Origin of the sequence: Wohlfahrtiimonas sp. G9077 (assembly GCF_002252155.1) — a bacterium.
Taxonomy (GTDB): Bacteria; Pseudomonadota; Gammaproteobacteria; order Cardiobacteriales; family Wohlfahrtiimonadaceae; genus Wohlfahrtiimonas.
This window is the reverse complement of record NZ_NEFD01000001.1, coordinates 198,708-223,603: the sequence shown is the minus strand read 5'-3', so window position 1 is coordinate 223,603 and position 24,896 is coordinate 198,708. Positions and strand designations below refer to the sequence as shown.

The window sequence follows — 24,896 nt, the reverse complement described above, 5'->3', positions numbered from 1 at the left end:
CCCTAAAATATTTTTAGGGCTTTTTTGTAAGGAGAGTAATCGTATAGATTAAGTTTCACAACAGTCCATGAAACTGAAATCATTGTAGCGAATATTAACATTTCATTACAATTTAAAATGACTATGATTCATCATCATTTTTGGTAAAAAAATACCTGACACAATGTTCAGGTATGGATGAATGATCATGATGTTCGATTAAATTTTAAGATGCTTTGTTTTTTTCTTCACTGAAAAACTCAGGATGATTCACTTGGCGATATTGTTGAATCGCTTCAGAGATGCCTTCGCCGCCCACTTGTGAACGCACATATTGGCTGATGAATTTCGCGCGTTCTTCTTCCGCTTGTTGTGAGTTATCCATGGAGGAAACCACAAATGTGACAATGAATGCAATCGGAATGGAGAATAAAGCAGGGTTATTGTATGGGAACAATGGGTTGTCGTGACCCAAAACTTTCACCCAAACTTCTGGGCCAAAGAGGATCATCAATACCGCACTGATTAAGCCTGCCGCACCACCAATGACCGCGCCTTTTGTGGTCAAGCGTTTCCAATACATGGATAAGAACAATAATGGGAAGTTTGCAGAGGCCGCAATCGAGAAGGCTAAGCCCACCAAGAATGCAACGTTTTGATGTTCAAATAATAAACCCAATAAAATGGCAATGATGCCCAAAGATGCGGTTGTGATGCGAGAAATCATCAACTCAGTTTTCATGACAGGTTTGCCTTTTTTGATAACGTTGGCATAGAAGTCATGACTGATGGCAGATGCGCCCGATAAAGTTAAACCTGCAACAACGGCAACCAATGTTGCAAATGTCACAGCAGACATGAAGCCCAATAAAACATTACCGCCCACAGCGTGCGATAAATGGATCGCCACCATGTTTGCGCCGCCCACAATTAAGCCATCTGCGTTGGTGTATTCAGGTTTGCCGGTCACATATAAGATCGCGCCAAAGCCGATGATGAACATCAATAAATAGAAGTAACCAATGAAGCCTGTGGCATACAATGCTGATTTTCTTGCTTCTTTTGCATCTTTAACGGTAAAGAAACGCATCAAAATGTGCGGTAAACCTGCCGTACCAAACATCAAACCAATGCCTAAAGAGATGGTATCGATTGGGTTGGAATACGCTAAGCCTGGTTTCATCAATGCTGTGCCGGCATTGTGAACATCTGTGGCTTCAACAAATAAAGTTTCAAGGTTAAAGCCCACCCAATATAAAACCACAACGGACATGAAAGTGGCGCCGATCAAAATTAAAACGGCTTTGATCATTTGTACCCATGTTGTTGCCAACATACCGCCTAACAATACGTAGATCATCATTAAAATACCAACGATGAAGACCGCAATGTTGTAGTTTAAGCCAAAGAGCAATTCGATCAATTTACCTGCACCCACCATTTGTGCGATCAAATATAACAATACGATGGCCATTGTGGAGAAGACGGCCAAAATACGAATTGGAGTTTGATTCAAACGAAACGCTGTTACGTCCGCAAATGTGAAGCGACCTAAGTTTCTAAAGCGCTCTGCCATCAAAAATAAAATCACCGGCCAACCAATGAAGAAACCAAATGAGTAGATTAAGCCATCGTAACCCGATGCAAACACTAAGGCAGAAATGCCAAGGAATGAAGCGGATGATAAATAGTCACCTGCAATTGCCAAACCATTTTGAAAGCCAGAAATGCCACCACCTGCTGTGTAGAAGTCAGAGGCAGATTTTGTTTTATTCGATGCCCAAAAAGTAATGGCGATCGTTGCAAAGACAAAGACGAAGAACATGATGATGGCAGTCCAGTTTTTCCCGCCGCCCGTTGTTTGTGCTAGGGCAAAACTGCCAACGCCCAAAATGGCTAAGCACAACAATTGTTTAAAGACATTATTTAATTTCATTGGCGATCTCCTTTAACAACTTTTCCGTCATCGGATCATAATAAGTATTGGTGCGATAGACGTAATAGCCTGTCATTAAAATGGTCCAAATGATCAAAAAGAATCCCGCAGGAATGCCCCACGTGGTCACCATGTCAGATGCCATCGGCAATCCAACGAGATCAGGTGCAAAGGCAACGCCAATGATGATCAAAATATAAAAACCTAATGTGAGCAGCAGTAGCCAGAGACTGAATCTCTGTTTTTTGGCCACCATCTCTTTGAATCGCGGATCATTGTAGATACGATGCACAATGACATCATATTGGCGATCCTGTTCTACAGCATTAGACATAGGGTCCTCCTCAAATTTTACTTGTTGTTGTATTGTTTTAATGAATTAAATTTCTCATGTATGTTTGATGCATATTTTTTAATATATAAAACACCTCCTTAATGAGAAGATACGAATTTTTAAAAATTTTGCAAATAAAAACGGTGATCATTTAAATAATTGATCCATCTGAAGATGATTATCTTAGCTTTAAAATATTGATGGTTATATTTAATTACAATGAGTTAATGAGTAGAATATGTATAGTTTTTGATCAGTATTGTGATGATTTTCCCTAATTTTTCAAAGACTTTTGCACTTGAGTGCCTACACAAAGTCAACAAAGTGCCTAGAATACGGCTTTAGAGTTGATTTTCGCTAGATAAGCGTGCTATATAATTAGAACCATCATGGAGATCGCCCAAAAGGCAAAATGGATCAAAACCTAAATTGATCAATGATTTGTGAGTGGCAATCACTCTAAAATTTTTTAGAGCAGGGAATATTTAATAGAATTTAGAACAGCAGGGAAAAACTATGCCGAAATATCGTTCGCATACATCGACCCAAGGTCGTAATATGGCGGGGGCACGTGCGTTGTGGCGTGCCACAGGAATGAACAATGAAGATTTTAAAAAACCGATCATTGCCGTTGTTAACTCTTTCACACAATTTGTGCCAGGGCACGTGCATCTGAAAGATTTAGGTCAAATGGTGGCGCGTGAAATTGAAAAAGCCGGTGGCGTTGCCAAAGAATTTAACACCATTGCCGTGGATGATGGCATTGCAATGGGGCATGATGGCATGTTATACTCTCTGCCAAGTCGTGATCTGATCGCAGACTCTGTAGAATATATGGTCAATGCTCATTGTGTAGATGCCATGATCTGTATTTCAAACTGCGATAAAATCACGCCGGGGATGTTGATGGCATCGATGCGTTTGAACATTCCAACCATTTTTGTATCCGGTGGCCCAATGGAGTCGGGTAAACTCACTTGGAACAATGAAAAGTTGCGCCTTGATTTGGTGGATGCCATGGTCATGGCAGCCGATGATCGTGAAGCGGATGACAAAGTCCAAGCGATTGAGGAAAATGCATGTCCAACATGTGGTTCATGTTCAGGGATGTTTACTGCAAACTCTATGAACTGCTTGACAGAAGCTTTAGGTTTATCATTGCCAGGCAATGGTTCGTTGGTTGCCACCCATAAAAATCGCCAAGAACTCTTTTTAGAAGCAGCGCGTCTCATCGTGAAAAATACACGTGATTATTATGATAATGACAATAAGCAAGTGTTGCCGCGTTCGATTGCATCTTTCAAAGCTTTTGAAAATGCCATGATGCTTGACATTGCCATGGGCGGATCGAGCAACACAGTATTGCATCTATTGGCGGCAGCGCATGAAGCGGGCGTTGATTTTACCATGCAAGACATTGATCGTTTGTCCCGCAAAGTGCCACATTTATCTAAAGTTTCACCTTCCACCAGTCGATATCACATGGAAGATGTGCACCGTGCAGGTGGGATCATCGGTATTTTAGGTGAGCTGGCGCGCATGAATTTATTGCACACCGATTGCCCAACCGTGCATGCACCGACATTAAAAGATGCCATTGATCGTTGGGATGTGATGACACAAATGGATGAAAATGTTCAACATTTTTATCAATCAGCTCCCGGTGGCGTGCGTACAACAGAAGCATTCAGCCAAGATCGTTATTTTGAATCATTGGATACAGACCGTGAAAATGGCTGCATCAGAAGTGGTGAACATGCTTACAGCCAAGATGGTGGCATTGCCGTATTGTATGGCAACTTAGCAAAAGATGGCTGTATTGTAAAAACAGCGGGCGTTGATGAGTCCATTTTAAAATTCACTGGCCGTGCACGAGTGTATGAAAGCCAAGATTCTGCGGTTAAAGGCATTTTGAATGATGAGGTCAAAGCAGGCGAAGTTGTGATCATTCGCTATGAAGGTCCAAAAGGTGGTCCTGGCATGCAAGAGATGTTGTACCCAACATCTTACTTAAAATCCAAAGGGTTAGGGAAGGCATGTGCCTTGTTAACCGATGGTCGATTCTCCGGCGGAACCTCTGGTTTATCCATTGGTCATGCATCACCCGAAGCGGCTGATGGTGGCATCATTGCGATTGTGGAAACAGGAGATGAAATCATCATTGACATTCCTGAGCGTAAAATTCATTTAAATGTTGCGCCAGAAGAGATTGAAGCACGATTGGCAGCACAAGCCCAAATGGGATTTGTTCCGAAAGAAGTGCGTACACGTAAAGTTTCCCCAGCGTTACAAGTGTATGGTGCATTGGCAACATCTGCAGCGTTTGGCGCTGTTAGGGATGTGAGCCGTTTGGCAAAATTAAAATAAATTTTTAAGCCCATGAAAGTGGGCTTTTTAATCTATACTAAATGACTGACCGTCGGTCAATATAGATTAATAAAAAATATCAGAAAAACGCGAACAATAAAAAACTACAAAATATCAAATAAATTATTAAACACCCGATGTCAAAATCAGTATTTAAATGCAAGTGAAGAGGGCAATAAAATTGCCCATAAATTCTTTTAATTTGGTTCGAAGGACTGCATTATAAGTGACTAAAAGTGTTATGAATCTATTCACACAAAATATAAAATTAGATGGCATTTAATCAGAATGTGTTATGATGAGCGCCATTCATTTTTAACCAGAATTGACGCCAATGCGATTTTCAATCTTTATTAGCCATCCATTTCAATTGCAGCCCATCTATTTTGCAAAGAGTTCTTGGTATACCAACTGACCGTCGGTCAAAATATTTTAGCATTAAAATACATCCTCAACAACACCAACATACAATTCACAATCAAATTCAACACAAAAATAACTAAAATATATGGTGATAGGGCAGAATAATACACCTGAAAAATGTCATCGTACGCGCGTAGAATTCTCCAATGTGTCTATTAGGTCGCTTCTAGAAAAACTGAGCACGTATATTTTTATGGATCATTTCTAAAAAAATCCCATCAATCATTGTATGTCTAATGACAAAACGAAGAATTATGGTTTGGTTCTTGAGTCAATAAGCTCTTATGAGGTAAAAAGCAAACAAACTTAAGAGGTTTACTCATTCAGTATTAAATATCAATAACGACAACGCCCAGGTTTAAAATGCGATGATGTTAATCCAATAAAGAACCTTCATCCAATAGAGAACAATGTCAAATGATCATAGTGAAAGTGTATTTCCATTGTATTAATATAATTTAACATAATATATAGAAGTGGAAATTATATCTATATTGAAACCATGGGGTTAATTCATGACTATATGCTTATTGGGATAAATACATTTCCATTGCAGCATCAATTTTTGCGATCACATGATTTTGATATGTGACAGATCCAGATCGATTCCAACCATTTGTATCCACATTGATGACTTCAATGCCCACTGAATTTAAGATCATGGTTTTGGTCTCATCAAATTTATCATGATGTCCATTGCCATTGATTTCGATGACAGCCACAACATTGTATTGTAAATCAGTCAGGACAAAATCCGGACGCAAACCTTTTTGCAATTGTAAGACATAATCCGCATCTGTGGTTTCTTCAATGAATGCCATCAATGGCACTTGCGGATAAACATGCAATGGGATTTTATTGTAGCGCAAAATATTTTGTACGCGCTCAAATGCAATGGTCTCGCCAACGTTCATCAAACTATGTTTTTCAAAAGTTGCAGCTTGTACGGCAGCTTCCCGTTTAGACTTTTCAGTAAAAACTTGCTGTTGATCTTTAAAAGTTGGATATTCACGCGCCGTTCTTTCTGATTTGGATTTTGGCTTCTTTTGTGGCATTTGCGTGGCCACAGTGGGTTCGATGCGCTGTGATTTTTTTTGTTGATTTTTTTTCGGCATCAAAGCCACCACAATCATTACAGTACATAAAGCTGCAATGCCGATGGCACTTAGATTGAATTGACTGAACAGATTAAACATTAATTAAGTTTCAATAACTTGAGTTCTTCAGCACTCAATGGCAAGCCTTGAGCAAATTTGGCCAAAACCTGTTTACGTGGATCAGCGCGTTTGGCCAAACGGCGCATGGCATCCATATATTCTGATTGATGCAATTTTGGATCTAGCATGTGATCCAGTACACTTAATGATTCAACATATTGAATCCAAGGTTCATTTTGAAAACGGCCAAGCAATTGCGCTGCTGTTTTGATCTCAGGATGATCCACAATGGTTGTGACGATCAGATAAAGAATATTAGCACCTTTTTCTTCACTATCGAGCAAAAATTCATAATTATGAATCGTTTTAGCCAAATTTAGATTATTTAAGAGCAAAATAATGCCGCGCTCCACCAAATTCTGACCTTGAGGTTGCACCATTTTGCGCATGGGTTTTGCCACAACGCCAGAGCTGACATGTTTATCTAAAATACTGGCAGAAACATTGGCTTTTTTACCAAGCTCGATGCGCAATAAATCCCGAAGCGGAATGTCTGGCATTGAGTTGATCAAAGTGCCCATATCCGTTAACAGTTGCGAGCGCCCTTCGATGCTCTCTAATGAATAACGCTGTTCAAAATAGTGAAAGAGATATTCACTCAATGACAATGCTTCATTCACCAATGTTAAAAATGCCGCTTGTCCATGGGCTTTTAAGTAGCTGTCCGGATCATGGCGATCAGGTAAAAAGAGAAATTTAATCTCTTTATCCACTTGCATCACAGGCAATGCATTTTCCATGGCTTTATAGGCAGCCTTCTGCCCTGCCTCATCGCCATCAAAACAAAAAACAATGGAATGCGTATAACGAAATAAATTGGCTACTTGTGTGTTTGACATTGCTGTCCCAAGTGTTGCCACCACATTTTGAATGCCAAAATGCGACATCATCACCACATCCATATAGCCTTCCACCACAAGGATCTCATGATAATTGCGCACATCACGGCGCAATTCATACAGTCCATAAAGTTCTTTGCCTTTATGGAAAACAGATGTTTCTGGTGAGTTTAAATATTTCGGTTCGCCAGCCCCAATGATCCGGCCACCAAAAGCAATGGTTTGCCCTTTGCGATTACGGATCGGAAACATCACGCGATCACGAAAGCGATCATAAAAGTGATTGACTTTGTTTTGTGCAGGAATGATGAGCCCTGCCTCTTCCAATGTTTTTTCGCTGGCGCCTTTTGATTTTAAAGTCATCAACAATGCATTCCAGCTGTCTGGCGCAAAGCCGATGTTAAAGCGTGCAATGTCTTCGCTGTTTAAATCGCGGTTGGCTAAATAATCGCGTGCATGTTGATGATTGGGTTTAGCCAATTCACGTTGGAAAAATTGATTGGCTTCTTCCAATGCTGTTAATGTGGTTTGTGTCCGTTTTTCTGCTTCCGGCGATACATTTGATCGTCGTTCATATGGCACCACCATTCCTTCATGATGGGCTAAGTATTCAATGGATTCGATGAACTCTAGTTTCTCGTACTCCATTAAAAAAGTGACCACATTGCCCTTCGCACCACAACCAAAACAGTGATACAACTGTTTACTTTGATTGACCATAAACGATGGTGATTTTTCTTGATGAAATGGACAACACGCTTTAAAGCTATTGCCCATCTTTTTTAGGGGTACGCGTTGATTGATGATCTCAACAATATCAACGCGCCCGATGACTTCATCAACAAATTGATTGGGAATGTAGCCTTTACTCATTTATGAATTCAAGGCTGCTTTTAACAATTTACTCACAACGCCCATGTCCGCTTTGCCTTCTAATTGTGGCTTTAATACGCCCATGACTTTACCCATGTCTTTCATGGTCAAAGCACCTGTGGCTTTAATCGCTTCGCTGATGGCTGCTTCTACATCTTCTTGGCTCATTTGCTCTGGTAAATATGGCATGATGATGGACAATTCAGATTCTTCTTGTGCAACTAAATCTAAACGTGCCGCTTTTTGGAATTGATCAATGGACTCTTTACGTTGCTTGACCATGCGCACCAACACTGCTGTGACTGCGGCATCATCCATCTCAATGCGTTGATCCACTTCAACTTGTTTGATTTCTGCACTGATCAAACGCAAAGTTGCGAGTTTTTCTTTGTTTTTCTCACGCATTGCGGTTTTGATGTCTTCCATGATTCTAGCTTTTAAGCTCATTGCTTTACTCCTTCTCAAAAACAATATTATAGAACGAATCTGTGAAGTTAGCAGAAAAAAAGCCCTCAATCGAGGGCTTTTGCTTAATTTTTTTGCGTCAATTCAGATTTATTGAAAGGCTGCAAAAATTTCTGCTGTGGTTAATTTTTGACCATTGATGTTCCAAGTGCCTTGTTTGAACTCGATGTCCATAAACAAGGTTCTTTCTTTGTATTCAAGTGGCGATGCACCCAATTGTGCAGATTGCATGCCCACTACCATCATCACCATTTGAATGGCACCTTGCACATCTTTTTTCGCTGAAGATGTCTCTTGGTTGTTTAAAGTTAAGAATTTTTCATATTGTGCAATGATGTAATCTTCTGTTACTTTACCTTTGAAAGAGAATTCATTGATGAATGCATCAATTAAATCCGCTGGCGTTTGGTTTTCAAATGCAGCTTCCATAGCATCAGGGCCTTCTTGTAACAATGCCACCAATTTTTCAGAAGGTTGGAATGCAATGCTCGCTTTGAGTTCATCGCCAATGGTTAATTTGTTTTCAAAGCTCATGTTCAAACGGGTATCTTTAGTGAACAAAGAGGCGATCGTTTTCAAAAATTCTTGCGCTTCTGCTTCATTCATGTCAGATGGATCTTGTGAAGATAATGCGTTTGCTTGTTCAATTAAAGCCTTCCAATTTTTGATGTTTTTGATGCCTTTGACGTTAGTATCAAAAGAGATGGTGCCAAAATCAAGCTTTGGAGATTGATCTTTTGTGACTGCGATGTTACCTACATAGTAAACCACATCACCTGAGAGTAAACCTTTCTCTTCATAAATGCCACTTTTCGCTTCAATTTTAGCCAAATCAATTTTAAAAGATTCCCCATTGTTTTGCTCTTTTGCCGCAATTGATAAATTGCCTAAAGATGCGATGGTTTCATATTTTAATGGGCTGGCTTGATAGTTTGTGCTTGACACTAATTTGATTAAATCAATGTTCGCATCCACTTCTTTGGCCAATTCGCCGGTTGGTTTAATTTGAATGCTTTTGCCTTCAGAGCCAGATTTCAATGCAGTTAAATCACTGTAATCTTTGTTGAAGTTCAATACGATGTCATTGGTAAAATCATTGAGTGTCAATTCAGCAATGGCCACATCACTCAATAATACAGGTACCGTGTTTTTAGCCATTTTGACATTGTAAGAAAAGGTTTTGGCCTTCTCGTCTAATGTGCCTTCATAATCTGCATTGGCAAATAAATTGTCTAATTTAACCGTTTCACCTGCCGCTTGTACATCGATCAACACGCCGCCATTGGCCTGCCCTTTAATCAACGCGCGGCCATTGTCAGGATTGTATTTTGCTAAATCCACATTGGCTTTTGAGGCAATGTTGTATTCAATGGATGCGCCATTTTGATTGTCTGTATACACAAATTGATCTTGTAAGGAAACTTGATCATTATTGTTGCTAAAGTTTGCTTCATACGCCACGGTGCCTGTGCTGAACTCTGTGGATTTGTTAATCACAGTTTGTGTTGCAGCAAGGTAGTTTTGTTCAAAAGTTTTGAATTTATCGGTATTTGAAAGATTGCTAGACTCATCAGAGCAACCATAAATGATCAAAGGTAAAGCGACAGCTAAAATTGTTTTTTTCATAGTATGTTATTTCCTTGGTTAAATCGCGTCATATCATATCACAATGAAAATCATTATAAAATTCTATCGAAGGCTTTTTTCACGGCCTCTTCAAATACGGTAAAATCCGCATCATCTTTAAACATATTTTCACTGAGGTGGCGGCGCCATTGGCGACTTTTTGGGTAGCCATTAAATAGTCCAAGTATATGTCGTCCCATGTGATGAATCCTAACGCCAGTGGACAATTGCTCTTCTACATAAGATCTAAATGCAGCCAAAACATCAAACGGCGATTGATCAGAGGCTTCATCACCAAAATAGAGATGATCCACTTCATTCATTAAAAATGGTGAATGGTAAACGGCGCGCCCAAGCATGACACCATCTAAATTTTCCATCACATTTAAACCCGCTTCGGGCGACTCTATACCGCCATTTAAGATTAGCATTAATTCTGGGAAATCGTTTTTTAACTGATACACACGATCATAGTCTAAAGGTGGAATTTCGCGGTTCTCTTTTGGGGACAAACCGGATAACCAAGCTTTACGAGCATGGACCGTAAATGTTTTGCACCCTGCTTGACTCACCACATCAATGAAACGATGGACAAAGGCATAATCATCTTGATGATCAATGCCAATGCGATTTTTAATGGTGACGGGAATCGTCACAGCACTTTGCATGGCATCAAAACATTCAGCCACCAACTCAGGCTCTGTCATCAAACATGCGCCAAATCGACCTTTTTGCACGCGATCTGATGGGCAACCACAGTTTAAATTGATCTCTGTATAACCATAATCTTCGGCAATTTTTGCGGCCGCTTGTAAATCTTTAGGATCTGAGCCGCCCAATTGCAAGGCAATCGGCGCTTCTTTGGCATCAAAGCGCAAATGCATGTCTGTATCCCCATGTAAAATGGCACCGGTGGTCACCATTTCTGTGTATAGCAAGGCTTTTTGGCTCATCAAACGGTAAAAATAACGGCAATGGCGGTCGGTCCAATTGAGCATCGGCGCAACACTGAAACGGTGATAATGGTTCATAATGACAATCTCGGGGAATATTAAAAAGTAAAACCTCTTAAAATGTTAAGAGGTTTTAAAGACGTTAAGCAATTAAGTGATGCTTAGTCATTGTCCATAAAGCTGCGTAAGCTTTCAGAACGGTTTGGATGACGCAATTTACGAAGGGCTTTGGCCTCGATCTGACGAATACGTTCACGCGTGACATCAAATTGTTTGCCCACTTCTTCTAAAGTGTGATCGGTATTCATGTCAATACCAAAACGCATGCGAAGCACTTTGGCTTCTCTTGGCGTCAATGTTTCTAACACTTCACGCGTGGCTTCACTTAAACCAACGCTTGTGGCCGCTTCTAATGGAGAGACCATGCCGGTATCTTCAATGAAGTCACCTAAATGTGAATCTTCATCATCACCCACAGGTGTTTCCATTGAGATCGGTTCTTTAGCGATCTTCAACACTTTACGAATGCGATCTTCAGGTAAACCCATCGCTTCCGCGAGTTCTTCTGGCGTTGCTTCACGGCCCATGTCTTGTAACATTTGGCGAGAAATACGGTTTAACTTATTGATGGTTTCGATCATGTGCACAGGAATACGGATGGTGCGCGCTTGATCGGCGATTGAACGCGTGATCGCTTGACGAATCCACCAAGTGGCATACGTTGAAAATTTAAAGCCGCGGCGATATTCAAATTTATCAACTGCTTTCATCAAACCGATGTTCCCTTCTTGAATCAGATCAAGGAACTGTAAACCACGGTTAGTATATTTTTTCGCAATGGAGATCACCAAACGCAAGTTCGCTTCGATCATCTCACGTTTTGCACGTTTTGCTTTCGCTTCATTGATGGAGATTTCACGGTTGATCTCTTTGATTTCAAAAATGGCTAAGCTGTTCGCTTTCTCAATTTTGGCCAATTGTGCTTGAATCTCAAAGATGGCATCTTTATGCTCTTCAATGGCTTTGGCATATTTGTGTTTACTGCTGATGACTTCTTCAACCCACTCTTTTTTCGTTTCATTGCGTGGGAACGTTTTGATGAATGCATCGCGCGGCATTTTACAAGTGCCGATACAGATTTTCATCATTTTACGTTCTAATGGGCGAATGTGATCGATGGTTTCTTTTAATAAAGCCACCATGTCTTCTTGCATTTTAGGTGCTAAGCGGAACTCGATGAATTTTGATTTTAAACGCTCTTGAGCATCTAAAATTAAAGCATCGATGTTTTTCTTGCGCTTGTTACCACGAAGGGCATCAATTTCTGCAATGATGGCTTTGAGCTCGGCAATTTTTTCTGCAAAGATCTCTTTATTTGGACCTGTTTCTGCCGCTGCTGCACTGCCACCTTCGGCTTCTTCATCATCTTCAAGATCATCAGCTGGTGCTTCATCATCCACAATTTCTAATTCTTCATCATCTTTATCTTCGGCGATTTCAGAATAATAGCTAGGATCCACAAAGCCTGTGGCAATGTCGCCAAGGCGCTGATCTGTTTCTAATGTTTCTTCATAACGGGCGATCAAAAGATCAACCGCAGGATAGTAATTCGCTAAGTTTAATAATGCGCTGTTTAAACCTTCTTCGATGCGGATGGCGATTGATTTCTCTTCATCACGAGACAATAAATCTACAGTACCCATTTCACGCATGTACATACGCACAGGGTCAGTTGTGCGACCAATTTCACTGCTGTCGATGTTGACCAATACTGCGGCCGCTTCATCAACGGCATCATCATCTGAGCCGATGGAGTCATTCGTTAATAACAAGCTGTCCATATCGGGCGCTTCGTCACTCACCTTAATGCCCATTTCAGAGATCATGGCAATGATGCTTTCGATTTGCTCAGGATCGATGATATCTTCAGGAAGGTGATCGTTGATTTCAGCATACGTCAAGTAACCTTGCTCTTTACCTTGAGCAATTAACTCTTTAATTCGTGCTTGTTGTTCTTTAACTGTTAAAGCATTTTGCTTACTCATAATGAATTCCGATAACCCCAAAAATGTAAAAAACGCAATATAATATTATACCATATTTCATATCGCATAATAAAAGCCACAACGTTAATTTATGCAGCTTCCCCTTCTCTTATCAGCATAATGGTGATACTTTTAATAATTTCAATCCCCCCAAGGGTTCAAAGTGATGTTACCTAAAATCATACTGTGCGCGGCGCCTGTGGCCGTTGTTAAATTACCAGGTTGACGATTGAGGGTTTGATGCCCAAGCACTGCAAAAGCCACAGCCTCTTTTGCATCACTATTAAGGCCAATTTCTTCTTGTGTCTTCACTTTAAGCATAGACAAATAATGCTTAATTCGTGACACAAGATGTAAATTATATGCGCCGCCCCCAGCAATGATGAGTTCATCATCCAGATTGAGTATTAGTTTTGGTTGAATGAATTGTTTAACCGCGTTGGCAATACTTTTTGCGGTTAATTCTGTGAACGTTGCAATGACATCATTGGCTTGATCTGTATATTTTTCACAAATGGATTGAATGCGTGTTTCACCAAACAATTCTCGCCCTGTGGCTTTTGGCGGTGCTTCTTTGAAATAGGGATCATTCATCAAATCGTTCAATAATTCAGGGATCACTTGCCCACGGGCGGCGATTTGTCCTTGATCATCATACGGCAATTGATAGAAATATTGCATCGCGCCATTGATCATCATATTGCCTGGGCCTGTATCAAAGGCAAAGACTTCATCCATCGTACAGTTTTTTGGCAATACGGTAATGTTGCCAATGCCGCCAATGTTTTGTAATAAGCGATTGTGCGTGGTGCTTCGCAATAATAGATATTCAGTATAAGGCACCAAAGGTGCGCCCTGCCCACCCGCCATCATGTCCATCGGGCGAAAGTTTGAAATCACGGTTGTATGATGATCATACGCTAAACGTGCAGGATCACCAATTTGTAAAGTTGAGGCGCAATATTCATCTGTAGCTTTTGGGATGTGATAAATGGTTTGCCCGTGCATGGCGATAAAATCAAGCGGCGCTTTAAAATGATGCGTTTTTAATAAACGGCTCACTGCTTCACTGTATAACTGACCAAGCTCAAAGTTTAAGGCACAAATTTCTGCCACATTTGAAGTGTCAGGATGACTGACGCGAAGTACAGCTTCTCTAATATGATCATCATATGGATAACTCTCATAATGGATGAGTTCACATTGTGTGGATTCATTCACGCCTGTGATGTTAACCAATGCCACATCAATGCCATCTAACGATGTGCCAGACATAATGCCAATGCCATACGCCATTATTTTTCCTCTTTTAATAAAACGGCTAAACGCTCTTCTTTTGCCAATGCAGATGTTGCTGCCTCATAACTCATGGATTGCAAATGCATTAACAACGCTGTTTTAACATGAAAATGTGCACGTGCTAATAAATCTTTCGCGGCGATTTCATCAATCTCTAAAATGCCAGTGAGCATATTCAGGGCACGTTGATGTAGCTTTTCATTGGTGGGTTTCACATCCACCATAATGTTGCCATAGGTTTTGCCAAGCTGAATCATGCTACATGTGCTGAGCATATTGAGCACCATTTTTTGTGCACTGCCCGCTTTGAGTCGCGTTGATCCTGTAATGACTTCTGCTCCGGTCACAATGGCAATTGGGAAATCGGCGGCGCTTAACATGGGATTATTGTCTGTACATGTCAGCGCGATGCTTTTTGCGCCCATGGATTTGGCATAAGCTAATCCACCTAAACAATATGGCGTTCGTCCTGATGCTGCAATTGCGCAGAGAATATCTTTTTCATTGAAACCAATGCGCTGTAAATCTTCAATGCACAGTTCGCGGCGATCTTCTGCATTTTCTACCGGATGACGCAATGCATGATCACCACCTGCAATGATGCCCATCACCTTCTCTTCTCCAACGCCAAAAGTTGGTAAACACTCTGATGCATCTAAAACACCTAAACGGCCAGATGTGCCTGCACCGATATAAATCAATCGGCCACCTGATTTTAAGGCAACGACAATGGCATCAATGGCATCGCTGATGCTTTCACTGGCATGGCCAATGGCATCAATCACCGCTTGATCTTCTTGATTCATGGTTTTGACCATCTCAAGCGTGCTCATGGCATCGATGTGTTGCGTGTTAGGATTTTGCTGCTCTGTGGTCAGCGTATGGATGACAAGCGTCATTATAATATGGCTCCTGGTTTAGCAAAAATGAGTTGAGCCCGACGAATGCATGGTGTTTGAGGCTTGTCTGCACATTCATAAATTCGAATCCACAATTTACGTGTTGGAATGAATTCACTGGGATTTTTGCCTTCAAAATAATAGATGGGCAAACCATTTGCTTGCTGACGGGGAAACCAAGCGGCTTCAAATCCACGCAAATGTTCAATGGCTTTGACAAAGGGTTTGACGGGCTCCGTGAAATATAGGGTTAAAATGCGAGTGCCTCGGTTGGCGCTGTATTCAAAAGTGGGTTGATCAGGTTCTTTGCCCAAATGATGAGTAGACGCATAAATTGCGCCCCATCGCGGCGACTTTTCCCAAGTGATGTTTAGATATTGCTGCGCATCTTCTTTGGTAAATCCATATTGATCACCATTTTTTGCCACAGCTAAACGCATCAAATTTTTCATGTCATGGGTGATCGGCTCAGCCAATCCCATGGATAATTGACCCAACATCAACAACGCGGCGATAATTCGCATCGATTCCCCCAGTTATGAAACCATTTTGATGAAGACATCATAAAGGCGCGCTGTCATCCCTTCAAGTTCTTCAAAACTTTTTTCACGGCATTCATCAAACGCTAAATTGATGCCTTGATAAATCAAGAGTGCCACCAAATCAGGTGAAGCCACATTCCATGCATTGACTTCATTGCCTGTTCGTAAAAATTCTTCTAAAAAGATAATGACACTCAAATGTTCGCGGCGCTCGTCTAAATAATATTGTTGCTGAAACAATGCAATGTGCTCTGCCCGATGCTCATAATAATGAACAATGCTGCCTTGGCACCAAGCACGGATTTTACCATGCCAATCGCTGTGTTTGCATTGCCCCATGTAATCATTGGTCAGTGATAAATAGCTGCGAATGTATTTCGCGCGAAGTTCTAGGATCAAATCCTCTTTAGATTGAAAGTAATGATAAAATGTCCCTTTTGCGATATTGACGGCTTTGACGATGTCATTGACGGTTGTATCTTTTAAACCATATTGAATGAATAATCGCAATGAGACATCCATAATTTCAGCATGCCGTTCATCATATGTTTTTGCCATGGTGATGTTCCTATTGTGTATGTGGATGTGAATAATTTTTTAAACTATATTGACCGGTAGTCAGTCGGTAAAGTATATCTAAAAACCCATCCCTTTGGCAAATCTTTTCAGGCTTAAATAAAAAAAAGATCCCCCGATTGCTCAAGGGATCAACAACTCAAACTTATTTAAAGTTTTAGTTAAGGATTCATTATTCGATCACGATCAATAAGTCGCCGGATTCAACGGTGTCGCCCACTTGCACGTATACTTGTTTGACCACACCCATTTTCTCAGATCGTAGGATCGTTTCCATTTTCATCGCTTCCATGGTGAGTAATGCATCGCCTTCTTTCACATTATCCCCCACTTTCACGCGCATTAAACCGATCATTCCGGGCATTGGTGCACCGACGTGATGATTATTGCTTGGGTCGGCTTTTGCTTTCTTCGCAGCTAAACCTTCCACACCTTTTTTCGGTGTTTTAAAGATGCGCTGCTCACCGTTGAGCTCAAAGTACACTTGGCAATCGCCATTATTATCGGGCTCAGAGGCAACAAGGTAGCTGATCAATAGATCCTTACCCTTCTCGATCTGTACGCTGAAGGTTTCATCTTCTGCCATTGGATAGAAAAATTGCTTCGTAGGAATGATGGACACATCACCATATTCATAACGGAACTTCACAAAATCTGTAAAGACTTTGGGATACATGATGTATGATGCCAAATCCGTATCAGAGACATCGTATTTAAACTTCGCCGTCAATTCTGTGCGCAATTGATCAAAATCCACTGGTGGCAACTGGCTGCCTGCATTTTGAATCTCTGGCGCTTTGCCTTGTAGAATTTTATCTGACAATGCTTTTGGTAAACCGCTTTCAGGAATGCCGAGCTCACCATTGAATAAGCCTGTCACAGATGCAGGGAACGCAATTTCACGGTTAGGATTGACCACATCTTCTGGCGTTAAATCTTGCGTCACCATCATCAATGCCATGTCGCCCACCACTTTAGAGCTTGGCGTCACTTTCACGATGTCCCCAAAGAGCGTATTGACATCTGCATAAGCTTTGGCCACTTGATCCCAACGAGATTCTAAGCCTAAGCTGCGCGCTTGTTCTTTAAGGTTCGTGTATTGTCCACCGGGCATTTCATGACGATAAATGTCTGATGTGCCGGAACGCACGCCAGATTCAAACGGTGCATAATAAGAGCGCACGCCTTCAAAGTAGGTGGAGATTTGCGTAATGGCATCATAATCAAACTTAGGATCACGATCGGTGTACTCAAGGGCACGTAAAATCGAACCCATTGGCGGTTGGCTCGTTAAGCCTGAGAAACTGTCAATGGCGCAATCCACTGCATCCACGCCAGCTTCAACTGCAGCCAACACGCTCGCACCAGAGATGCCAGATGTATCATGTGTATGGAAATGGATCGGTAAACCCACTTCTTCTTTCAACGCTTTGACCAATTGACGCGCTGCTGGCGCACGACACAAGCCCGCCATATCTTTAATGGCAATGATGTGTGCGCCTGCTTTTTCAAGCTCTTTGGCCAACTTCACATAGTATTCTAATTGATACTTCGGACGTGCTGCATCATGAATGTCAGAAGTGTAACAAATCGTCGCTTCACACAATTTACCAGTATCGATGATGGAATCCATACAAAAACGCATGTTATCGACAATGTTCAATGAGTCAAACACACGGAAGAGATCAATCCCTTTTTTCGCCGCTTGCTCAACAAAGAATTGAATGGCGTTGTTTGGATAGCTTGTATAGCCCACGCCATTGACGCCACGAATCAACATTTGCAATAAAATGTTCGGCATCGCTTCACGCATTTTTTCTAAACGATCCCATGGATCTTCATTTAAAAAGCGCATGGCAACGTCAAATGTGGCACCGCCCCAACATTCCATGGAGAACATTTTTGGCAATAATTTTTGATAATAAGGCGCAATCTTCAATAGATCATGGCTGCGCACGCGAGTGGCAAATAAAGATTGATGTGCATCACGCATCGTTGTATCGGTGATGAGCACCTCTTTTTGATTGAGCATCCAATCACTAAAGCCTTTAGCACCAAGCTCATCTAAAATGATGCGCGTACCTTTGACTTCTGCCACATCTTCTTTAGGTTGTACCGTTGGCAAAACAGGCGTCACAAAGTGTTTAGGAATCTCACGACCTGCCACTTCAGGGTTGCCATTGACTTGCACTTCAGATAAATATTTTAATAAGTAGCTCGCACGGTCACGGCGTACTGGGAATGTGAACAATGATGGCGTTTCATCAATAAATCGCGTAATGCATTCACCATTGATGAACAATGGATGGTTGATGACATTTTCAACGAACAATAAGTTTGTGGCCAAACCACGCACACGGAATTCACGCAATGCACGATCCATTCGTTCAATGGCTTCTGCAGCGCTTCTGCCCCAAGTGGTGACTTTCACAAGCAATGAATCGTAGTAAGGTGTAATCACAGCGCCGGCATATGCTGTACCACCATCTAAACGAATACCAAAGCCTGCGGGCGAGCGGTAAGCATTGATCACGCCATGATCTGGCACAAAGCCATTAGCAGGATCTTCTGTGGTGATGCGGCATTGTAATGCTGCACCTGTCATTTTGATGCCTTCTTGTGTGGGCACTTCAAGCAATGCATCCCCAAAGGTTAAACCTTCAGCAATGCCAATTTGTGCTTTGACAATGTCAATGCCTGTAATGGCTTCTGTCACAGTATGTTCCACTTGAATGCGTGGATTCACTTCGATGAAGTAGAATTTGTTGGTGTCCGCATCCATCAAAAACTCAACGGTTCCTGCATTGACATAACGCGCAGTTTGACCAATTTTTACGGCATAACCACACACTTCTGCACGCAATGCATCATCTAAATAAGGCGCAGGCGCACGTTCCACCACTTTTTGATGGCGGCGTTGAACAGTACAGTCACGTTCAAACAGATGCACAATATTGCCAGCGGCATCCCCAAGGATCTGCACTTCCACGTGGCGCGCACGCACCACTAATTTTTCTAAGTAAACTTCATCGTTGCCAAAGGCAGCTTTCGCCTCACGACGAGCCACTTCAACGGCATCTAAAATTTTATCGGCAGATTCCACCACGCGCATGCCACGACCACCGCCACCCCAGCTCGCTTTGAGCATCACGGGATAACCGATGGTTTCAGCAATCTTTAAAATTTCTTCATTATTGTGTGGCAATGGCTCAGAAGCAGGCATGACAGGCACGCCAGCTGAAATCGCTAAGTTACGAGCAGAGACCTTATTACCTAAAAGCTCCAAAATACGCTGTTCTGGACCAATGAAGATAATGCCATTCTCTTGACAAGCTTTCGCTAAATTTGGATTTTCTGCCAAAAAGCCATAACCTGGATGGATCGCATCGGCGCCTGACTCTTTAGCAATGCGGATGATGTCCTCAATGTCTAAATATGCTGCTAATGGTGGTTTACCTTGGCCCACTAAATAGCTTTCATCTGCTTTATAGCGGTGAACCGCTTTGATGTCTTGCTCAGAGTAGATCGCTACAGTATTAATGCCAAGTTCAGAAGCTGCGCGCATGATGCGAATCGCAATTTCCGAACGGTTAGCAACCAGTATTTTTTTAATCTTACGTTCTGTTTGTAGATCAGATGCTGCTTGAATACCCATAACTCGCCCTTATCAATGTAATTATTTTAATCACAATAAATTTTCTATCAAAGATTTTTATTGCTCTACTTTTATAATGGACTTTTTCGAAAGATTCAATCCTTAAATGATACCTTTTGATTGAAGCGTACATTTGGTCATGTCAATCAAAAAGTAGTAAATATGTAATGTTTCATCAAGTGTGACTGAAAATCTCATCACAAAATCGCCCCGTTTGATTAACGTAATTAAACGATTAATGACAAGCCGTTTGAGTGACTATTGCCATGGAATTAGAAACATACGGTGATTGTGTAAAGTTTTGTAGGAGCACAATGCCCCTTCATGAGTGATGTAAACAGATGTATGGACAGATTCGCTAATGGATCATCATTCGTCAAAAATCGCCCAATTTTTATCCGTCAATCGCCGCCATCCTTTGACCAAATCTGTATAAAAATAAATCAAAAAAGCTGACCAAATGGTCAGCTTTTGAGATGATGAATGATGATTAAAGGGTTAAACCTTAACAATCCAGCCTTCAGGTGCTTCGATGTCACCAAATTGAATGCCCACCAATTCATTGTATAGCTTCTCTGTCACAGGACCAACTTCAGTTTCACTGTAAAAAACGTGGAAATCATCTTCAATTTGAATGCCACCAATGGGCGAAATCACAGCCGCTGTACCACAAGCACCCGCTTCTGCAAATTGATCTAAATCTTCCACATATACATCGCCCTCAATCGCTTCCATACCTAAACGCTCTTTTGCAATGTGCAACAACGAATATTTAGTGATGGATGGCAAAATCGATGGCGACACAGGCGTAATGAATTTATTGTCATGGGTAATGCCAAAGAAGTTTGCAGAACCCACTTCCTCAATTTTCGTGTGCGTGGCTGGATCTAAGTAAATGCAGTCAGAGAAATTGCGCTCATGCGCCTCATAACCTGGCAATAAGCTTGCCGCATAGTTACCGCCCACTTTAGCGGCGCCCGTACCCATTGGCGCTGCACGATCATAATCAGACACAATAAAGTTTGTCGGTGCCAATCCGCCTTTAAAATAAGGACCCACCGGCATACAGAAAATCGTGAAGATGTATTCAGGTGCAGGTTTAATGCCAATGTTTGCCCCAACGCCAATATACAGTGGACGCAAGTATAAGGTTGCCCCTTTACCATAAGGCGGTACAAAATCTTCATTCGCACGCACAACGGCTTTCACTGCTTCTACGAACATCTCTTCAGGAATCTCTGGCATACGAAGACGACGAGCGCTTTCATTCATACGACGCGCATTTTCATATGGACGGAATAAGTTAATGCTGCCATCTTTCGTGCGATACGCCTTTAAGCCTTCAAAACATTGTTGGCCATAATGAAGCGCCGTGGAGCCTTCATGAATTTTTAAATAAGGATCATCGGTCAGATCCCCTTTTTGCCATACACCATTTTCATGTTTAGCCACAAAACGGTATGGCGTTTGAATATAACTGAATCCTAAATTATCCCAATCGATTGTATTGTTTGACATCTCTTATCCTTCATTCTAACTATATTGTGGTAAATCATCACTGTCATAATGATGATCTGCCAAATTCTCTTTGATGACGACCTCATGAATGGCCAAACCGATATCCGTAAATACCAGCGCATTAATATGTTTAATATATTTTTCAAGTTCTGCATAGGGGATTTGAAAGTTTTTTTGCACCGCTTCCACAGAATGGAGTTTTGCCACAGAGTTTTCCACTTCCTGAAAGGTTTGACCATATTTCGTGCTGTCTAATAAAACCACTTTACAAGTCACATAATCGGCCTCAAAACTCACAAAGCCAAATCCAATGAGATAATATTGATCCATGTTGATGCCTTTTTCGCGGCAAAGTGCCACAAGGCTAGAAATTCGACCTTCCCAATCAATTTCGATTGCACCTGTTAAGTCGCTATATTTTGTTTGTGTGGCAGGATTTGTCATGGGTAGTTTCTTCATACTTCTCTATCCTCAATGATGAATTCTTATAAGAAATCTTTTAAAAAGTGACCGGTGGCACTGTCCGGATGACTGGCAATCATTTCTGGCGTGCCCTGTGCAATCACCCTACCTCCTTTATAACCGCCTTCTGGCCCTAAATCAACAATCCAATCGGCTGTTTTGATCACATCCAAATTATGCTCAATGATAACAATGGTATTGCCTTGATCACGCAAGGTGTGAATAACGCTCAATAATTGTGCAATGTCATGAAAATGTAAGCCGGTGGTGGGCTCATCTAAAATATACAGCGTTTTACCTGTGTCACGCTTTGACAATTCACGGGAGAGTTTCACTCGCTGCGCTTCACCGCCAGACAACGTTGTGGCATTTTGCCCAAGGGTAATGTAGCTTAAGCCCACATCCATTAAAGTGGTCAAACGACGATGAATGACAGGAATCGCCGAGAAGAACTCACAGGCATCTTCCACAGTCATCTCTAGCACTTCGCTGATGTTTTTACCTTTATATTGGATGTCTAAGGTTTCACGGTTATAGCGTTTACCTTTACACACATCACACAATACATACACATCCGGCAAAAAGTGCATCTCAACTTTAATCAAGCCATCGCCTTGGCACGCTTCACAGCGCCCACCTTTAACATTAAAGCTAAATCGCCCCGCTGTGTATCCACGAGCACGGGCTTCTGCTGTGCCGGCAAAGAGTTCACGAATTGGGGTAAAAAGCCCGGTATAGGTGGCAGGATTTGAGCGTGGCGTGCGCCCAATGGGGCTTTGATCAATGTTAATCACTTTATCAATGTGCTCAAGGCCTTTCAGTTCTTTCACAGGGGCAACCTCTTGACTGGCTCGGTTTAATGCATTGGCCGCAAAGGGGTACAACGTATCATTGATTAACGTTGATTTGCCCGAACCTGACACGCCTGTCACACACGTCAACAAACCCACCGGAATGTTCACCGTCACATCCTTTAAGTTGTGCCCCGATGCACCCACAATGGTCAGCTGTTGATCAGGATCATTCGCTTTACGTGTTTTGGGCACTTCAATGGACAATTGCCCTGATAAATATTGCCCTGTTAAAGAGTTCGGGTTTTGCATGATCTCTTCAGCGGTGCCTTCTGCCACCACATGGCCACCATGCACGCCGGCACCTGGCCCAATGTCCACAATGTAATCCGCCGCTCGCATGGCATCTTCATCATGCTCCACTACAATCACAGTATTGCCCAAATCTCTCAAATGAATGAGGGTTTTGAGTAATCGATCATTGTCACGCTGATGCAAACCAATAGAAGGCTCATCAAGCACATACATCACGCCCACTAAACCTGCACCAATTTGCGATGCTAAACGGATGCGCTGCGCCTCACCACCAGATAAGGTTTCTGCAGAACGGGAAAGATTTAAATAATCTAAACCCACATTGACCAAAAAGCCTAAACGCTCATTGATCTCTTTTAGAATTTTATCGGCAATTTCAGCGCGTGCGCCTGTTAAATCCATGGATGATGACCAGGCCAGAGCATCTTCAATGCTCATCGCCGTCACTTGATCAATGGATTGATCATCAATCAATACATTGCGGGCGGCAGGATTCAAACGGGCACCACCGCATGCTTGACAAGGACAAGAGGTTAAATATTTAGCAAGCTCTTCGCGCATGCTTTGTGATTCTGTTTCGCGGTAACGGCGCTCTAAATTCGGTAAAATGCCTTCAAAAGCATGGCGACGCTGCACCACTTTGCCATTTGAGCCAAAGTATTCAAAGTCAATCTCCTCTGTCCCTGAGCCATTTAAAACGATCTCTTGAATCTTGCTTGGCAAGGCATTAAAAGGTGCTTCAGGATCAAATTGATAGTGTTTGGCCAACGATAAAATCATGGAGTAATAATAAAATGCCCGTTTATCCCAGCCACGAATCGCCCCGGCAGCTAAAGAGAGATCACCATCTGTGATCACTTTGGTGCGATCAAAAAATTGACTGACGCCCAAACCATCACACGTTGGACAAGCGCCTGTGGGATTATTAAAGGAAAATAAACGTGGCTCAAGCTCTGGCAATGAAAAACCACATTCTGGGCAAGCATAATTGGCAGAAAAATGGAGCTCAATGTCAGGGTTTTGCATGTCAATGGCATACACTAAACCTTCGGACAATCCCAAAGCGGTTTCAATGGATTCGGCTAAACGCTGCCCAATGTCACTGCGCACTTTAAAACGGTCAATCACCACTTCAATGCTGTGCTTTTGTTTTGGGTTGATCTCGGGCAATTCATCGATGTCATACACTTGACCATCGATGCGTAAACGTAAGTAACCTTGTGCCTTTAGACTTTCGATGAGTTTAATGTGTTCGCCTTTACGATCTCGCACAATGGGTGCAAGCAGCATGATGCGTGAATCTTCTTCAAGGGCCAAAATCTGATCCACCATTTGGCTCACCGTTTGCGCATTGAGCGGCAAATGGTGCGTTGGACAATGGGGAATCCCAATGCGCGCAAATAACAGGCGCAGATAGTCATAAATCTCTGTGACTGTGCCCACTGTTGAGCGCGGATTATGAGAAGTGGATTTTTGTTCAATGGAAATGGCCGGTGACAATCCTTCGATGTGATCCACATCTGGCTTATCCATCATGGAAAGGAATTGTCGCGCATAGGCCGATAAAGATTCCACATAACGTCTTTGCCCTTCTGCATACAGTGTATCAAAGGCAAGTGAGGATTTACCCGATCCAGACAAACCGGTGATGACAATCAGTTGATTGCGCGGCAATGTCAAATGAATGTTTTTTAAATTGTGGGTACGTGCCCCTTGAACCGTTATATTTTCCATGATCACTCTCAAAAAAATCTCTCCCGAAGGAGAGAAGGATAAATGTTG

The 24,896-nt window shown here is 41.9% G+C and carries 17 protein-coding genes; 1 reads left to right on the top strand and 16 read right to left on the bottom strand.

Going from position 1 to position 24,896, the window contains the following annotated elements; all coding sequences use genetic code 11:
• Nucleotides 1–205: 205 nt before the first annotated feature.
• Complete coding sequence (locus B9T20_RS01015; protein WP_094489406.1) at nucleotides 206–1,915, bottom strand: cation acetate symporter; 1,710 nt, start codon at nucleotides 1,913–1,915, stop codon at nucleotides 206–208.
• On the bottom strand, nucleotides 1,902–2,249 hold the full coding sequence (locus tag B9T20_RS01010) for a DUF485 domain-containing protein (protein WP_094489405.1): 348 nt from the start codon (nucleotides 2,247–2,249) through the stop codon (nucleotides 1,902–1,904). The genes B9T20_RS01015 and B9T20_RS01010 overlap by 14 nt, the downstream gene beginning before the upstream one ends.
• A gap of 516 nt (nucleotides 2,250–2,765) precedes the next feature.
• Between B9T20_RS01010 and ilvD the strand changes: the two genes are divergently transcribed.
• A complete protein-coding gene (gene ilvD / locus B9T20_RS01005) occupies nucleotides 2,766–4,616 on the top strand; it encodes a dihydroxy-acid dehydratase (RefSeq protein ID WP_094489404.1) in 1,851 nt (616 codons plus the stop codon).
• Between the two features lie 950 nt (nucleotides 4,617–5,566).
• On the opposite strand, the gene B9T20_RS01000 is transcribed toward ilvD, so the two are convergent.
• The 14 genes from B9T20_RS01000 to uvrA form a co-directional block, all read right to left on the bottom strand.
• The gene (locus tag B9T20_RS01000) at nucleotides 5,567–6,235 is read right to left on the bottom strand and encodes a DUF2726 domain-containing protein (protein ID WP_094489403.1); all 669 of its coding nucleotides are present in this window, start codon (nucleotides 6,233–6,235) and stop codon (nucleotides 5,567–5,569) included.
• Nucleotides 6,235–7,968 (bottom strand): DNA primase, encoded by a 1,734-nt coding sequence (gene dnaG, locus B9T20_RS00995; RefSeq protein ID WP_094489402.1) that lies wholly within the window; start codon nucleotides 7,966–7,968, stop codon nucleotides 6,235–6,237. The genes B9T20_RS01000 and dnaG overlap by 1 nt, the downstream gene beginning before the upstream one ends.
• Nucleotides 7,969–8,415: a GatB/YqeY domain-containing protein gene (locus B9T20_RS00990; RefSeq protein WP_094489401.1), complete on the bottom strand. Its 447-nt coding sequence runs from the start codon at nucleotides 8,413–8,415 to the stop codon at nucleotides 7,969–7,971. It lies immediately after the preceding gene.
• A gap of 108 nt (nucleotides 8,416–8,523) precedes the next feature.
• Entirely contained in the window at nucleotides 8,524–10,059 is a 1,536-nt protein-coding gene (locus B9T20_RS00985) for a hypothetical protein (RefSeq protein ID WP_094489400.1), read from the bottom strand.
• Between the two features lie 53 nt (nucleotides 10,060–10,112).
• Entirely contained in the window at nucleotides 10,113–11,090 is a 978-nt protein-coding gene (gene dusA, locus B9T20_RS00980) for a tRNA dihydrouridine(20/20a) synthase DusA (RefSeq protein WP_094489399.1), read from the bottom strand.
• An 83-nt stretch (nucleotides 11,091–11,173) separates the two neighbouring features.
• Nucleotides 11,174–13,057, bottom strand: coding sequence for an RNA polymerase sigma factor RpoD (rpoD, locus tag B9T20_RS00975; protein WP_094489398.1), 1,884 nt, complete (start codon nucleotides 13,055–13,057; stop codon nucleotides 11,174–11,176).
• 141 nt (nucleotides 13,058–13,198) lie between these two features.
• A complete protein-coding gene (gene anmK, locus B9T20_RS00970) occupies nucleotides 13,199–14,353 on the bottom strand; it encodes an anhydro-N-acetylmuramic acid kinase AnmK (RefSeq protein WP_094489397.1) in 1,155 nt (384 codons plus the stop codon).
• A complete protein-coding gene (gene murQ, locus B9T20_RS00965) occupies nucleotides 14,353–15,255 on the bottom strand; it encodes an N-acetylmuramic acid 6-phosphate etherase (protein WP_094489396.1) in 903 nt (300 codons plus the stop codon). Before murQ ends, anmK begins: the two co-directional genes overlap by 1 nt.
• Nucleotides 15,255–15,779, bottom strand: coding sequence for a hypothetical protein (locus B9T20_RS00960; protein WP_094489395.1), 525 nt, complete (start codon nucleotides 15,777–15,779; stop codon nucleotides 15,255–15,257). The genes murQ and B9T20_RS00960 overlap by 1 nt, the downstream gene beginning before the upstream one ends.
• A gap of 12 nt (nucleotides 15,780–15,791) precedes the next feature.
• The gene (locus B9T20_RS00955) at nucleotides 15,792–16,355 is read right to left on the bottom strand and encodes a TetR/AcrR family transcriptional regulator (protein WP_094489394.1); all 564 of its coding nucleotides are present in this window, start codon (nucleotides 16,353–16,355) and stop codon (nucleotides 15,792–15,794) included.
• 190 nt (nucleotides 16,356–16,545) lie between these two features.
• Nucleotides 16,546–20,028, bottom strand: coding sequence for a pyruvate carboxylase (locus tag B9T20_RS00950; RefSeq protein WP_094489393.1), 3,483 nt, complete (start codon nucleotides 20,026–20,028; stop codon nucleotides 16,546–16,548).
• A 498-nt stretch (nucleotides 20,029–20,526) separates the two neighbouring features.
• Nucleotides 20,527–21,546 (bottom strand): branched-chain amino acid aminotransferase, encoded by a 1,020-nt coding sequence (locus B9T20_RS00945; protein WP_094489392.1) that lies wholly within the window; start codon nucleotides 21,544–21,546, stop codon nucleotides 20,527–20,529.
• A 15-nt stretch (nucleotides 21,547–21,561) separates the two neighbouring features.
• Entirely contained in the window at nucleotides 21,562–22,005 is a 444-nt protein-coding gene (locus tag B9T20_RS00940) for a hypothetical protein (RefSeq protein ID WP_094489391.1), read from the bottom strand.
• A 26-nt stretch (nucleotides 22,006–22,031) separates the two neighbouring features.
• The gene (gene uvrA / locus B9T20_RS00935; protein WP_094489390.1) at nucleotides 22,032–24,848 is read right to left on the bottom strand and encodes an excinuclease ABC subunit UvrA; all 2,817 of its coding nucleotides are present in this window, start codon (nucleotides 24,846–24,848) and stop codon (nucleotides 22,032–22,034) included.
• Nucleotides 24,849–24,896 lie beyond the last annotated feature (48 nt).